A 15,307-nucleotide genomic window follows, 5' to 3' on the forward strand; every position below is an offset into this window, starting at 1 on the left:
AAATTGAAGAGATGAATTCTGAGGAACATTCTCAAAAACATCAGATATCGATACTGCCAGGCCATTTTGAAGAATAATGTTCTTTCCTACAGGATTTTCTTGCTTAAAAATCCTACTTGCCAAATTCTGAGAAATCGCAATGGTATATTTGTCCTTCAACGGGCTATTATCCTTACCGGAAGTAAGCGGAAAGCTCAGAATTTCAAAAAAAGATGGGTCAGCATAAATCCCTTTTTCCTGATAGGAATCTTTCCCATCTTTTAATAATAATTCCGTTTCAAAGCTATAACGCGCAGCACTTTGAATTTCAGGAATATCATCTAGCAGTTTATCCCTTAATAAAGCCGGAGGGGTCCCATAGGTATCTATTCTTCCATCTTTCTGTTGATTATTGATAAGGACAGAATATATCCGGTCACCTTTTTCATGAAAATCATCATAGGACAATTCATCTGAAATCCATAATAGGATAAAAATACTTGCTGCTATTCCTGTTCCCAAACCAACAAGATTGATCAGGGTATGCATTTTATATCTGCCCAAATTCCTTAGGCTAATTCTGAGAAAACTACGGATCATGATTTATACAAATTCAAAATGAATACCTCCTATAAAGTATAAAACCATGCCAAAGAAACAGTTCTTTTATAGCCAAAAACAACGATTCTAACTAACTCACGTTCAAAATCGAACAATTTCATCCCATTATTGGGCAAAAGGGAAGCTTAGCTTTTAAATACAAGTTTCTTATGTTCGGAACCTACTTATTGCTATGGGAATTACAAAACCTAAAAACTATAAAAGTACCCAACCTTTGCCCATAGGCGGGTTCGGAAACCTTCCTGTATAAATTTATCGGTTCGGTAATCGATACTCCATTCAAGTTTTTGACTGGAATTGATCAGTTTACCTAATGAGAAAACCAAGCGATTTTCGATCTCAAACTCTCCTCCTTGAAAACTGAAAATTGGCTCATTTGATAAGACCAAATAATGCTCCCCTGGATCTAAAGTACTTCCAGAAAGCGGAATCTCAGTTGCGATCCTATACCGAAATCTGACTTCCATCGACTCACCTTTGGTGAAGGTTTGATCCGTCCTGAGTCGATGTGCTAGTTTCATTCCTCTCAGCCGATTTACAGAAGCAAATTGCTGAATGACACGATTGGAATTTGCCCCCTCCTGAATTCTATGAAAAACCCCAAAAGCAATACTTTTCGAAGGTTTTAATTTGACATCAAAAAAACTCATCAGATCCGTTCTGTAATGTGTGAATTGCCATTCTTTACTTTCATCAGCGGAGTTGTTGTAGAAAATATCCTGATGCTCAATCTTAAAAATTATTTTTTGATCGTTCTTCAATTTCTTGGTTATTGCAGCTTCTGGAAAGAATCCAGAAAAAAACTGACGATCCTGACTAAAAGAATTGCCAACACTCATAAATAGTAGGAAGATGATTAAGTAAATCCTTCCCATTTTAAAAAATCAGATTTTCACTTGGTGTCAAAACGATTTTACGCTTTCTGATAAGCTCCCCTTTGTCAGAAAATAAGCCCTCCCAAAGTTTGGAATCTCCTGCTTCATCAAGACCTATGAACTCTATTTCATAACGGGTCAAGATTCCTTCCAAACTATTTTCATCAAAAAAATCTTCCAAATCATCCGGTTCACCAGAATACTGAATTTGAATCCGTTTTATATCCGAATTCTTGTAATCCGCAGAAAGAAGTTTATTCAAGCCAGTTTGAACTTCATTTGGAAGCTCTTCCACACTTATCTCGATCTCAACATCCTGGATATTTCCCAGGGAGTCAAACTCTACACTATAAAATTTACCTTTTAGCTTAAATTTAGCTTCGTAGGAATAGCCAGACTCGAATAATTCCTGATACCATTTCGGTTTTTTGATGGTTTCAAAAGCATCATTGAGCCAATCTTTTGCTTCTTTTGGGACTTCTGTTTCTTTTATTCGCAGCTCTCGCTCGATCTTATCTTGAGCAAAAGCAGACAAGTTGATCATCCCAAAAAAAAGCAGCAAAGAAATAAGCCTTAAAACAATCTTTATCATAGATTTTGTTTTTAGCTATCGCTAATTCAATTAGATACGATCATCTCCAGAAAAGGCTTAAGTTTTTGAAGTTATTTTTAGCCTTAGACCTTAAATAGTGCCTAAACTTTATAAAGTTATTTCTTAAAACAATCAGGTTTGAAAAAAAGGCTCGCTCAATAATTTCACTACCAATTAATTAGATCCATCCAATTTCAAATAATTTAACAGCCACTAAAACTTCGAAATAAACCCCAAATATCTTGATGTTCTAAGTTTAACAAGAAATGGAGGGTGGGAAATTGAGAAAAACAACAATCCAAAATCAACAAAGAAAAGATCAATAAGTCAACTCAATTTCAGAAATCAGCTTTTCTAATTTGCTTCTTTCTTTTAATTCAAAAAACCCATTATCCTTAATCCACCACTCCTTGTAGCGCATCAATTGAAGGTGCGTAGAGCGTAAAGGAAAATTTTCTGAGGCAGCCATCTTCTTTACCTGTTCCACCAGCTTATTCAGCGTAGCTTTTAATTTACCCTCAGATTGATTCATCAATAACCCCAACTCCAATTGAGATCCATAGGCCCATATTTCATTTGGATTCTCATTTATCGCATATTCAATTGCAATTTCTGCAGCAGTGACAAACTTTTTTAAAACCTTCCCATTTAATACATAATGCAAACTTATGAATTGCACTAAAGACCAATGATGTGACAAATTAGAGATAGAGGCTTTCTTATACGATTTCAGAGATTCTTCAAGATTTTTCCTTTGCTCGGATTTTAATTCTGAGCTAACCGCATCGCCTAGTTTAGATTTGTAATAATATATTTCTGCTAATCTTTTACTGGTACTCCCCATCAAACCTACCATTTCGAGAGACAATTGGCTATCGCGTCCATTATCATTATCAATCTGTGTAGCTAAAACTCTGATTCGTGAGTTTAAATCATTTATTAAAGTATCAAAATCATCTATTGTCCCTGTTTGGTTTTCTATTAAACGATCAGCATTTGACCTGATGGTTTTTAAAGCTGCCAATTCCCTTTTTATATTATTTTCAAGCAAATAATCGGTATAACCTTCAGGCAATCTCACATAAGCCACCATACTCATCCAGTCATGGGTTTCTTTTAATGTTGAATATAAATTACATCTGGTTTTGTGAATTGCTCTTCTGACATCTTCTCCACCTAGCAATGAATTATAAAAGTCTCTGACAATCACTTTGGCTCCACCGAATGATAGTGGGAGTTGGGAACCTATTACTATGGGGACTCCTCTTTTATGAGTTGAGTGGACAATATTTTTTTCACCACTGATCGGACTAATAAAATTTCCACTATCGCAGATACAATACGTAACTGTAAATGGCTTTACTTTCAATTCATCAAAAATTGTAACAAACTCCTCAACCTTCGTTGGCTTTTGATTTTCATTACTTAGAGCAACTCCAAATTCTCTATCAAATGGTTCTATTATCTCAGTTCCATGTGCCAAGATATGAATATGAGTAAAGGGTTTCCCTGATTGGTCTGCTTCACCAATTTTATTTTTTAGGTCCGCTAGACTCGCATCATGGATTATTGTCAAAACATCATTTTCGTCTGTTTGAACCATATCTTCTGAAATCCATGGTTTCAAAGCCCACCTTAGATAATCTCTATGTTGTTTCCATGGCACTTCACGAAAACTCCCATAGGTGGGATTAGAATAGACAAAAAGAACCTTCGGTACAATTGGCCATTTTTCTTCCTTCGCGATAAAATTCTGCCGTATTCTCCTTGTTAGAATTACCTCTTTATTTTCTTTTGTAAACCAAGGTTCATTTTGGTCATCAAGTAAAAGTTCAAAAGGCAACAATCCCAACTCAGAAGGATTCAGCACCAAATCTATTTGAATCGATCCTTCCTCATCGGTAGAAAAATCAGCCATGAAACTTTTAATAAGTTTAGAGAGCTCAACTATTTTTTCCTGTTTTTCTTCCGGTGTAAAATCACCTTCATAACGAAGATCATATAGTTTTTGAAGCAATTCTTTATGTCCGATGGTGATTTTAACACTTCCTACAGGTTCTGAGGCCTTCAATCTTAAATAAGATTTTTCAGGCATCAAAACACCTGTAGCAAGATCATCAAATCGAAGATATTCTATTAAAATAGACTGCATAGAATATCTTTAAAAATCATCATCGTTTATAACATCTTTTTCAACCTCCACTTCTCCTTGAGTTTCTGCTAAGACGCTGACGCCTTGGCCTAACCACTTTAATTTAAAAAATCTTAAACCAATAATTCCTGTTTCGCCAATAGAAGAGAAGACGCTTTGTTTATTGGATTGTATTTGTAATGCTCCATCCACTTTTCCTCCTTCGACTTGTTTTAAAACATTTGCTGCAGCGGATATTGATATTTCTGTCCCAGCCTCTTTGGAGCAAATAATCACGCTGCCTTCACCATTATAAACAGTAGAAACAACTTTGTATTTTTTATTCCATGAATCTTTCAATGAAAGTTTTCTTCCTACCTCATCGATATTTTTCAATTCATCACTCGTCATTTTGGCTTTTAAAACCATCGAATTTTCTTGGGTAAACTTGAAAAGTAATTTTGCATCAGCATTTCCCAATGATCCAAGTGTTGCAGCTTCACCATTAGCATTTAGTGATTGCATCGAAGTACCATCCGATTTAAAATCAATCGAAGCCTCTGTACCTTTATCAATAACTAGTTCAATTTCAGGATAATCCCTTTTAATATTTCCTACAGTTCTAAACAATCCATCATCAAAAAGACCGAAATCACCAATCTGAAATGTGTTAGTAATCGGAAACCAAGCAGCATGTAGATTAAGCTCCTTTTGTAAAACTTCATTAAATTTTTGTGCTAAACCACCCATATTTTTTTTGTTAAAAGTTAAAAATTCAATTCCATCAATTTACATTCGAAAAAATTAATCTCCTCCTTTTTTAGATTAATTCTGTTTTCTCTATCTCATTTCTCCATCATAGAATCCAATTCTTAAGTTCACTATCAAAAAATATATTCTGCTAAAGTAAGTAACAGACCCTATTTCTTTTTTACGGTTACTTTTTTAGTCATATTTTAGGCTAAACAGTATCAGATCAAAATTGAAATTGTCACTTAGTTTTAGTTATGTGATCTTATTACTTTCAGCTATTTAAAAAAACGGTAATACTCATAGGGCTAGATTGAAGAACACAAGATGAATCTCAAAATTACCATTATGTTAGTTTTCATCTATTCAATATGAAGTATTACACATTCTTAAAAAAGAAAATCATTTTTAAACATAACTTAGAGAATGAGTCCCAACATGATCCAACCAATGAAAAAAAATATACGAAAATCCCTACTCTGCCTTGCAACACTCCTTCTTTTTAATATCCCTGGTTTTTCACAACAAAAAGTGGAATACAAAGAGCCAAAATTCCATACTGATTGGAGTAAACCCAGCGAATATCCAGACAGAATAATTTTGAATTTTGGGCAAAACCCATCAAAAGAAATCAACATTACCTGGAGAACATCCATTGAAATTGATTCTGCCTATGTTGAAATAGCAAAGGCTAGTGGTGACCCGAAATTTTGGCAAAACAAAGAGACTCTTCTTGCTAAAACAGAAGTCTTTGATGCAAGTGAAATAGTTACCGCGGAGGTCTTAGCCCATTACCATTCTTTGGAAATCAAAGGACTGGAAGAGGAAACTATTTATGGCTATCGGGTGGGTGATGGAGAAAGATGGAGTGAATGGTTTCAATTTGAAACTGCTTCTACAAATCCAGATAAGGAATTCTCCTTTCTATATGTAGGAGATGCACAGAATTATATTTTAGAGCTTTGGTCCCGACTGATTAGAGAAGGGTTTAAAACTGCGCCAGAGGCTAAGTTTTTTATTCATGCAGGTGATCTAATAAACTCAGCTCACCGGGAACAAGAATGGCATGAGTGGTTTACTGCTGGAGGCTTTATCCATAGTATGATTCCATCAGTTCCAACGCCAGGGAACCACGAATATAGAGCGAAGGATTCTGTCGAGATGGAAGCTAAAACAAGAAGCTTATCCTTGCAATGGAACCCTCAATTTACGCTTCCTCAAAATGGACCTGAGGGATTGGAAGAGACAGTCTATTATATGGATTACCAAGACACAAGAATCATCGCTTTGAATAGCAACAAAGATTTAGAAATACAGGCTGAATGGCTTGAAAACTTACTTCAAAACACCAAGCAAAAGTGGAAAATCATTACTTATCACCATCCCATGTATTCTGCATCCTCGGGAAGAGATAATGCAACTTTAAGAGAAATCTGGAAACCTATTTTTGATAAATACAATGTTGATCTAGCTCTTCAAGGGCATGATCATAGTTATGCGAGAGGAAGAGTTTCTCCAGGAGAAAACATATTGGAAGGAGTAAATCTTAGAGACCAAACCGGAACAGTCTATGTAGTTTCTGTTAGCGGAGGAAAAATGTATGAAGTTGGAGGAGACTGGACTGAATTAGGTGCCACTAAAGACAGGAGCGGTGAGAATCTTCAGTTGTTTCAAGTAATCACCATCAAAGGGGATCACCTGATCTTTGAAAGCCGAACTGCCATTGGTGAGTTATATGATTCTTTTGAGTTGATCAAAACAGTAAATGGGCCAAATAAATTTATCGAACTGAGAGCAAAAGCAATTGATGAGAAAATTGAGAGTGGGCAAAATTAACCTTCCTCCTTTTCTTATAATACTCTTTAACACCCTTACCGAAACAGTCAAGGTTTTTGCTCCATTCCGATAAACTCAATATTAGGTATATCGCCTATGAAAAAACTTCCACTCATCCAGCAAATCGAGACCATTCATCAAAAACCCTCTTTAAATAAAGTAATGAAAGAATGTGGGTTAAGCCTTAAAGTATTTGAATCCTTTATATTTGAAAGTTAGAAAATGAGGATAAAGATCATCAAATGAAACCTATTAATATTTTTAGTATGAATAAAACTAAAATAACCCTATTCAGCGCTTTTGCATTTACACTGCTAGTTGGATGCTCTAAATACAAACCCGCAACAACAGTTGATAATCAGGAACTAAAAGAATATTATAGTCCAACCGGTTTTGATCCAAATAACGTACCTCCAGACAGCACCTTATTGGATATGACAAATATCGCCGGACCGGACTTGGTTCCTAGTCCTGCTTGTCTTGCTGTTTTGCCAACGGGAGAAGTTTTTGTTGGTGTGGATATGATGGGATCACTCGGAAAAGAACCTGGTAAAGGGAGTATCATCAAGCTTATCGACAGCGATAATGATGGCACCTACGAAACTCATTCTGAATTCGTAAAAGTGGATAATCCAAGAGGTATCATGGCTGTTGGAGATCAGGTTTTTGTGTTACACACCGTTTTCAATGAGACGACAGGTGAGGCTGAAAGAATGGACTTAGTCGAGTTTTTGGATAAAGATCAGGACGGCGTAGCTGATGGCCCTGCAAATCCATTGATTAAAAATATATGTTCTCCCTCATCCTTAAGAAGCAGAGGAACTGACCATGCTACCAATGGCATCCGGATGGGAATAGATGGTTGGATATATATAGCTGTAGGTGATTTTGGATTCCATGAAGCTGAAGATAGGTCTGGAAAGAAGATGACTATGCTGGGTGGAGGGATTGTAAGGGTAAGACCTGATGGTACAGAAATGGAAGTTTATGCTCATGGTACTAGAAATATTTATGATGTAGCGATAGATCCATTCATGAACGTTTATACACGAGGCAACACCAATGATGGCGGTGGATGGAATATCCGTTTCATACATTATGTTCAAAGCGGTGAATTTGGATACCCTACCTTATTCAAAAATTTTACAGATGAAATTATTCCTGCTTTAGCAGATTTAGGAGGAGGTTCTGGTACAGGTAGTTATTTCATGGATGATAGTAGATGGCCTGCCGCTTACAATCATGTGCCGATGATGGCAGATTGGGGAAAAAGTCAATTGTACATTCACAGAGTAACCATGGATGGCCCTGGTTTCACTCAAAAAGATGAGAACTTTATCAAATTATCTCAAATTACCGATGTTGATTTAGATGGATCCGGAAGGATGTTTATGGCAGCATGGGATGGTGCTGGTTATAGAGGAAACCCTGATAAAGGATACGTAGTAAAAGTGGTTCCAAAAGATTGGAATTATGAACCTTTTCCCGATCTGAATTCCGCTTCAGTGGAAGATTTAGGTGAACTTTTAAAAGCTGATAATTCAGTGACTCGGTTTCATGCACAACAAGAATTGTTGACCCGAGCATCTGATGAAGCTGCTATGGTTGCTTTGAAAATAGCTAAAGACAAGTCTCTCCCCCTCCAAAACCGAGTTGCAGGAATTTATACCTATGCTCAAGCAGCCTGCGCTAGTGGTATTGAAGAATTATTAAAATTAAGTGAGGAAGATAAAATTCGGGAATTTGCTTTGAGAGCTCTGACAGACAGAAAAACCTGCTTACAAACTGTTCCAGAAGAACCATTCATTGCAGCAGTTCAAGATGCAAATCCAAGAGTTCAAGCAGCTGCCATTGTTGGTTTAGGTCGACTTGGAAAGAAAGAAGCTGCTGAAAGATTATTAGAAATTAAAGCTCCTGCTTCTGCAAAAATCCCTGAACCAGGAAAAGAAGGCCCTCATGCGACTCCGAATTCAGAAATCATTTTATCTCACCTGGCTGTAAGATCTTTGGTTGAATTAAATGCTGTGGACGCAACCGTCGAGGCTATTAATTCTAATCCTAAATTAGCACTTTGGGCTCTTCGCTATATGCATGATCCAAAGGCAGTTGATGGGTTAATTGCTGCATATGAGAAATCAGAGGATCAGGAATTGAAGGATGAAGTATTAAGTACTCTTTCTCGTCTTTACAAAGAAGAAGCTCCCTATGATGGAAGCTGGTGGTGGAGTACAAGGCCAGACACCCATGGCCCATACTACAAAGCGATTGAATGGGAAGCATCTACAAAAATCAAAGATTTCCTTTTACAGGAATTGAGTAACGCTAACCCTTCAAAGAGGAATTTCTTTGCAGGTCTTAATGATCGCAACAGAATGGAAATTGCAGAATTGGGTACTGTGGTAGAAGAAGTAGTGGTAGAAGAAGAAACCAATGTCGATTTTGAAGCAATTAAAAATAAGAAAGGTCAGGTAGGCCAATCCTCAATAGAAGATGTGATCTTAGCAATGGGCGAAGTAAAAGGTGATCCTGTAAAAGGAAAAGCTTTGTTTACTAGCCAAGGTTGTATTGCTTGTCATAGTATTGAAAAAGGACAGGTAATGAAAGGCCCTTACATGGGTCAAATCGGATCTATCATGAATCGTGACCAAATCACAGAATCTATTTTAAAACCAAATGCTTCGATTTCTCAGGGTTTTGCTTCCTTCTTGATCGATACCAATGATGGTAAATCTTATATGGGATTTGTTACTGCAGAATCAGCTGATGAATTGACTCTTCGCGATATCACAGGCAATCCTACAACTATCGCTAAAAAGAATATCAAAAGCAGAAAAGAAATGGAGAATTCAATTATGCCAGCTGGATTGGCTAACTCTCTATCTTACGAGGAGTTATCGTCTTTAATCACCTTCCTCCAGCAACAAAAATAATTAAGGGCAAAAGTAATCTTAAAGGGCGGGAAAGCAGAGAAATCTGTTTTTCCCGCCTTTTTTTATGAAAAAACTGATATATATCACCTAGAGTCCTGAGTAAAGCCAGCCCGAAAACATCTTTATGCAAACTTTTAGAAAGTAATTTTGGGGCTTCGTTTCAGATGTAATAATATGATTCAAGCAAAATCCCCACATTCTTTCCATATCCCTGTTATGGGATTAGGATTCACTGTTGACAGTCCATTGAAAGTTGCCAAATTTGGTATTTCCAGTGTGATTTCGATTATGGATGATCACTTGTTAGAGGATATGAGAAGGATTTATTCTGAAAAATATGGGATTCTATTCGAGGCAATTTCAGAAAATCAAGAGGACTATCGTGCCAAAAGAATTACGGCTTTTTTAAATCTGACTTTTGATATTGTAGAAAGTCAAATTCAAAAAATCAAAAATCAAAGTTTAGAAAATACCGAATTACTTGAAGATTATTCAGAATTACTTTCTGAAGAGAATCCCTTAAAATCCCTTATTACTGAATTTCTTCAGACAACTGGACCAGAGAGAATTTCCCTTTTTGAAAATATCAAAAAATTGATTCAACCCGGAGCGATTGACGTGAACATCATGACTAAAGTGGATAAACTTAATTATGATACACAAGGCGATATTCTTCCAAGAGAGTTTTCAGATGCCCTTTCTGCCCTTCGCGGGTTTGCCAATTCTAAAATAAATGGATCGGTTGTATTCTCAGCAGGATTAAATCCAGCTTTATACAGCTATGCAGAAAAATTTAATTGTTTTTTTCCGGAAGGAAATAAGGATCCTGAAAAGGGCATTATCCTAAAAGTTTCAGATTATAGATCAGCCTTGATTCAAGGTAAATTCCTTGCCAAAAAAGGACTCTGGGTTTCAGAATTTAGGATTGAATCAGGATTAAACTGTGGTGGACATGCATTTGCAACAGATGGCTTTTTAATAGGCCCCATCTTAGAGGAATTTAAAAGTAACAAAACTACCCTCAAAGAATCTCTCTTTGAAGTTTACCAAAAAGCTTTATCAGAAAAAGGAATCGAAGTTTCTTTGAATCAAGCAAGGATTAAGATCACCTATCAAGGTGGAATTGGTAATGCGAAGGAAGATATTTTCCTTAGAAATTACTATGAGCTGGATGGAACTGGTTGGGGTAGCCCATTTCTTTTAGTTCCCGAAGCAACTTCTGTGGATAATGACACCCTACAAAGAATCATTAATGCAAAAAAATCCGACTTCTATCTAAGCCATGCATCCCCATTGGGAGTTCCTTTTAATAATCTCCGAACTAGTAGCGGAGAAATTCAAAGAAAAGAACGGATCGAGAAGAATAGACCAGGAAGTCCATGCTTTAAAAAATTCCTTTCCTTCAGCACTGAATTTACCGAAAAACCAATTTGCACTGCTTCCAGACAATACCAAAATCTAAAAAGTAAGCAATTCCAAAATGGTGAAATATCCATAGATCAAATGAAGGAAATTGAGGAAAAAGATTGTTTATGTGAAGGTTTAAGTGCTTCGGCAATCTTATCAAATGGAACGATGCCTCGTAGAAATCTAAACGCTGTTACCATTTGCCCAGGCCCTAATCTAGCTTATTTTAAAGGTATTTTCAGTCTCAAAGAAATGGTGGCTCATATTTACGGAAAGTTGAATCTTAATCTAGACCCTGATCGACCCCATGTTTTTGTGAAAGAAGCCCAGTTATATGTAGGCCATCTGAAACAGGAATTTCAAAAACTGGTATCAAGCCCTTCTTCAAAGCAGGAAAACTATTTGGAAAAATTCAGAAATAATCTAGAGCAGGGAATAGAATATTATCAAGACCTGCTAAAATCTGTACAAATTGACTCTGAAGAAATTTACTGGAAAATGAAGGAGCAATTACAAACCTTAAAACAAGAGTTATACTTATTAAAACCCAATTTAATCTAATTTAAAGTTGTTTTTTTAAATCCCTGTTTTACTAAGACAGGGATTTTTTTTGTTATTTCTTTTCTTTCTGATAAATCCTTAAGCCTAGGTTGGTTCAATGCCAACAATATTTTACTTTAGAAATTGGATTTGTTTCAACAATTGGATTTTGCCCAAAAACCTAGCATTTATGAAAAAGCCTATTTATTTATTTGCCCTAGTAACGGGTATTATTTTTTCCTGTTCTGAGCCTCAAAAAGCAAAACTTTCTGATGAAGACTATCAGCAATTGACTGACGAGCAAAAAAGATCAGTTGAATATGCGGTAGACGGAATAGTCGTTGCCGATGATCGCTTGGACTTAACACTCTTTGCTTCTGAGCCCATGATGTCCAACCCCACCAATATGGATATTGATGATAGAGGAAGAGTCTGGATTGCTGAAGCCTATAATTATAGAACGGCTCTGAATCCAAGAAATCCTACCAGAGGAGAAGGAGATCGGATTCTGATCATGGAAGACACAGATGGCGATGGTGTTGCAGATGAATCTAAAGTATTTTATCAAGGAAATGACATCAATGCCGCTTTGGGAATCGCAGTTTTTGGAGATAAGGTGTATGTTTCCGTTAGCCCATATGTCTATGTTTTCACAGATGCTGATGGCGATGATGTGCCAGAGAAAAAAGAAATTTTATTCGAAGGTGTAGGAGGCGTGCAACACGATCATGGGATGCATTCCTTTACATTTGGTCCTGATGGAAAATTATATTTCAATTATGGCAATGAAGGAAAAGGAATCCATTATGCGGACGGATCTCCTATTCTCGATCCATTAGGCAGACCTGTCAATAGCCAAACCCAACCCTACCGTGAAGGAATGGTTTTCAGAATGGATCCAGACGGATCGGATGTTGAAGTTTTGGCTTGGAACTTCAGAAACAACTTTGAGGTCGCAACTGACAGCTATGGTAGAATGTGGCAATCCGATAATGATGATGACGGAAACCGAAGTACCAGAATCAATTATGTGATGGATTATGGAAACTATGGTTTCAAAGATGAAATAACCGGTCAAGATTGGAGAGCAAGAAGAATCAACATGGAGGATTCTATTTACAAACAACATTGGCACCTGAATGATCCAGGTGTAGTTCCAAATTTATTGCAAACCTATGCCGGTTCTCCAACGGGGATATTGATTTATGAAGGGAAATTACTTCCTGAAGAGTATCAAAATCAAATGATCCATTCCGATGCAGGACCAAACATTGTTAGGTCTTATCCTATTACTTCAAATGGTGCAGGATTCGATGCTAAAATCATCAATATTCTGGATGGAAATACTCGTGACAACTGGTTCAGACCATCGGATGTAACAGTGGCGCCAGATGGATCTTTATTTGTTTCCGATTGGTACGATCCAGGAGTGGGTGGCCATGCGATGGGCGATTTAGATAAAGGAAGAATTTATAGAGTAGCTCCAAAAGGAGTGAAATATAAAGTTGAGAAGCCTGATTATTCATCTATTCCATCCCTGATCAAGCTATTACAAAACCCGAATCGAGCAACACACTTCAAGGCATTTATGGCTTTGCAAGAAAAAGGAGCCGAAGCAAAAGACGCTTTGGAAAAACTATTTGCTGAAGGTGAAAGCAGAATGCGCGCAAGGGCTTTCTGGGTTTTGACCAAACTACCAAACGGAAATGATTATATCAAAACTGCCTCCACTGATGCAGATGAGAATATCCGCGTATCTGCCGTCAGGGCATATCGAAACAATAAAATGGATGACACGGACTTTTTACTGAAAATGGCTGAAGATGAATCCTCAGCAGTAAGAAGAGAAATTGCATTATCAATTCGCTACAAAGAAAATTCTGAGGTTTGGCAAAAACTGGCTTTCAATTATGAACCTGGGGACAGATGGTATTTGGAAGCTTTGGGAATCGCAGCAGAAGGTTTTTGGGATGAATATTTACCAGTTTATCTGGGAAATGCCGGTTCCGGATGGATGGAAAGTCAGGCTGCTAAAGACATTGTTTGGAGATCTAGAGCAAAAAATACAGCTGATCTTTTAGGGAAAATCATTCTTACCCAACCTGGCAGAAATAATCAAGCTTTCTACAGAGCATTGGATTTTCAAAATCCAGCAGAGAAAAATGGTACATTGAAGTCTCTTTTGGCAAATGCACCTGAAGAAGATCAGTTGATTATTTTGAGGCAAATCAACTTTGACCCTAATAAGCCGGATAATCAAGTGTTATCCTTAGCAAAGCAAACTGCTATTGAAATTTCTGATGACAGGGATTTCTTGGATATCGTCAGCAAGTATCAATTGAAAGATGACAAGGATCGGTTGGAAGCTTTGGTTTACCAAAGTGATAACAATCAGCATTCTCAGATGGCAGCAAATATCTATGCTTCACTCTATGGAATGAATGACATCGAGAAGGCTTTTGAAAATAAAGATCAAGAAAAAGCGATTTTAGCCATTAAGAAATTTGGAGCAATAGATAATGAGGCAATGGCTAAAATGCTTTCAAAATACTATGTAGACGAGTCCAAATCACTTGAAATAAGAACTGCAGCAGCAGAAGCGGCAAAGGGATATAACTCAGAACCTTACCTATGGGAGCTTGCAAAAACCAATAAAATCCCGGCAGACATGCTTCCAATTGCGCAGAAAATCCTCCTTTCTTCATGGAATGGAAGCATTCGTACAGAGGCAAATGACTTCTTTGGCGACTCTGCTAAAAGTGAATACGATATAGCCAAAATGGTTGCTGCCACGGGTTCAGTGGAAAATGGAAAAACCATTGCTTCCGGGTATTGTTTAGCCTGTCATAAAATCGGAAATGAAGGTATTGATTTCGGTCCAGGCTTGTCTGAGATAGGAGACAAATTATCTAAAGAAGCACTCATGAATTCTATTATCAATCCATCTGAGGGTATGGGCTTTGGCTATGAAACCCAATTGGTCAAAATGAAAGATGGTACTGAATTCACCTGCATTGTCAATTCCAAAACAGAAAATGACTTGGTAGTGAAATTGGTTGGAAGCGGGGAACAGAAAATCTACAAGTTGGTAGATGTGGAAAGTGTCACTCAGCAGGATGAATCGCTCATGCCGAAATTCCCGCTTTCAGAAACGGAGATTGTTGATTTGGTTAGCTATCTGGAAACTTTGAGAAAGTAATTTTTACAATTCAATTGAAAACAAATCCCAGTTTATGAAAATAGGCTGGGATTTTGTTTTAGACTCTTAAAGATCATATCAAACTTCTTCAGATCCCATTTCAAGAATGAAAATTCAATTAGGCCTTCTAACATTACTTTTTACTTTTCCCATAAAGCTTCTTTTAGCTCAGCAATCTGAGTTTGTTTACGAATCCGAAACCCTTCAAATCGAGCAAATCAGTCCAAATACTTTTGTCCACATCAGTTACTTGAATACCGAGGATTTTGGAAATGTAGAATGCAACGGAATGATAGTCATCAGCCAAAAAGAAGCCCTAGTTTTTGACACTCCTGCTAATGATGAAGCAAGTCTGGAATTGATCAATTGGCTGGAAAAAAACCAAAAAGCAAAAGTCAAAGGAGTTATTGCCACACACTTCCATTGGGATTGCTTGGGAGGATTAAA

General features: G+C 37.0%; 9 protein-coding genes and 1 pseudogene. 5 read left to right on the forward strand and 5 right to left on the reverse strand.

The window, feature by feature from the left end:
• The 5 genes from Q0L68_RS07515 to Q0L68_RS07535 all read right to left on the reverse strand — a co-directional run.
• The coding region (locus Q0L68_RS07515) for an ABC transporter permease (protein ID WP_296701324.1) at window positions 1-579 on the reverse strand (579 nt) is incomplete at its 3' end.
• A 209-nt stretch (window positions 580-788) separates the two neighbouring features.
• Window positions 789-1,475 (reverse strand): DUF2490 domain-containing protein, encoded by a 687-nt coding sequence (locus Q0L68_RS07520; RefSeq protein ID WP_296701326.1) that lies wholly within the window; start codon window positions 1,473-1,475, stop codon window positions 789-791.
• A 1-nt stretch (window position 1,476) separates the two neighbouring features.
• On the reverse strand, window positions 1,477-2,067 hold the full coding sequence (locus tag Q0L68_RS07525) for a hypothetical protein (protein WP_296701328.1): 591 nt from the start codon (window positions 2,065-2,067) through the stop codon (window positions 1,477-1,479).
• A 319-nt stretch (window positions 2,068-2,386) separates the two neighbouring features.
• Window positions 2,387-4,219, reverse strand: a complete 1,833-nt coding sequence (locus Q0L68_RS07530; RefSeq protein ID WP_296701332.1) for a CHAT domain-containing protein — start codon at window positions 4,217-4,219, stop codon at window positions 2,387-2,389.
• 9 nt (window positions 4,220-4,228) lie between these two features.
• Entirely contained in the window at window positions 4,229-4,948 is a 720-nt protein-coding gene (locus tag Q0L68_RS07535) for a hypothetical protein (protein WP_296701334.1), read from the reverse strand.
• A gap of 450 nt (window positions 4,949-5,398) precedes the next feature.
• Here Q0L68_RS07535 and Q0L68_RS07540 point away from each other — a divergent pair, with 450 nt between their 5' ends.
• The 5 genes and pseudogenes from Q0L68_RS07540 to Q0L68_RS07560 all read left to right on the forward strand — a co-directional run.
• Window positions 5,399-6,784: a metallophosphoesterase family protein gene (locus tag Q0L68_RS07540; protein WP_296701336.1), complete on the forward strand. Its 1,386-nt coding sequence runs from the start codon at window positions 5,399-5,401 to the stop codon at window positions 6,782-6,784.
• A 266-nt stretch (window positions 6,785-7,050) separates the two neighbouring features.
• Window positions 7,051-9,714, forward strand: a complete 2,664-nt coding sequence (locus Q0L68_RS07545; RefSeq protein WP_296701337.1) for a HEAT repeat domain-containing protein — start codon at window positions 7,051-7,053, stop codon at window positions 9,712-9,714.
• A 174-nt stretch (window positions 9,715-9,888) separates the two neighbouring features.
• On the forward strand, window positions 9,889-11,682 hold the full coding sequence (locus Q0L68_RS07550) for a hypothetical protein (RefSeq protein ID WP_296701339.1): 1,794 nt from the start codon (window positions 9,889-9,891) through the stop codon (window positions 11,680-11,682).
• A gap of 169 nt (window positions 11,683-11,851) precedes the next feature.
• Window positions 11,852-14,860 carry a PVC-type heme-binding CxxCH protein gene (locus Q0L68_RS07555; protein ID WP_296701340.1) on the forward strand — a complete coding sequence of 1,003 codons (3,009 nt, stop codon included), beginning with the start codon at window positions 11,852-11,854 and terminating at the stop codon, window positions 14,858-14,860.
• Window positions 14,861-14,966: 106 nt separating this feature from the next.
• A pseudogene (locus Q0L68_RS07560) lies at window positions 14,967-15,307 on the forward strand (subclass B1 metallo-beta-lactamase); the annotation flags it as partial.

Source organism: Algoriphagus sp., from assembly GCF_024642405.1.
Lineage (GTDB): Bacteria > Bacteroidota > Bacteroidia > Cytophagales > Cyclobacteriaceae > Algoriphagus.

What these genes read in the sequence shown, in the direction of transcription:
- Q0L68_RS07520 (WP_296701326.1), bottom strand. Translation starts at nt 1,475, where the DNA reads ATGGGAAGGATTTACTTAATCATCTTCCTACTATTTATGAGTGTTGGC.
- Q0L68_RS07525 (WP_296701328.1), bottom strand. Translation starts at nt 2,067, where the DNA reads ATGATAAAGATTGTTTTAAGGCTTATTTCTTTGCTGCTTTTTTTTGGG.
- Q0L68_RS07530 (WP_296701332.1), bottom strand. Translation starts at nt 4,219, where the DNA reads ATGCAGTCTATTTTAATAGAATATCTTCGATTTGATGATCTTGCTACA.
- Q0L68_RS07535 (WP_296701334.1), bottom strand. Translation starts at nt 4,948, where the DNA reads ATGGGTGGTTTAGCACAAAAATTTAATGAAGTTTTACAAAAGGAGCTT.
- Q0L68_RS07540 (WP_296701336.1), top strand. Translation starts at nt 5,399, where the DNA reads ATGAAAAAAAATATACGAAAATCCCTACTCTGCCTTGCAACACTCCTT.
- Q0L68_RS07545 (WP_296701337.1), top strand. Translation starts at nt 7,051, where the DNA reads ATGAATAAAACTAAAATAACCCTATTCAGCGCTTTTGCATTTACACTG.
- Q0L68_RS07550 (WP_296701339.1), top strand. Translation starts at nt 9,889, where the DNA reads ATGATTCAAGCAAAATCCCCACATTCTTTCCATATCCCTGTTATGGGA.
- Q0L68_RS07555 (WP_296701340.1), top strand. Translation starts at nt 11,852, where the DNA reads ATGAAAAAGCCTATTTATTTATTTGCCCTAGTAACGGGTATTATTTTT.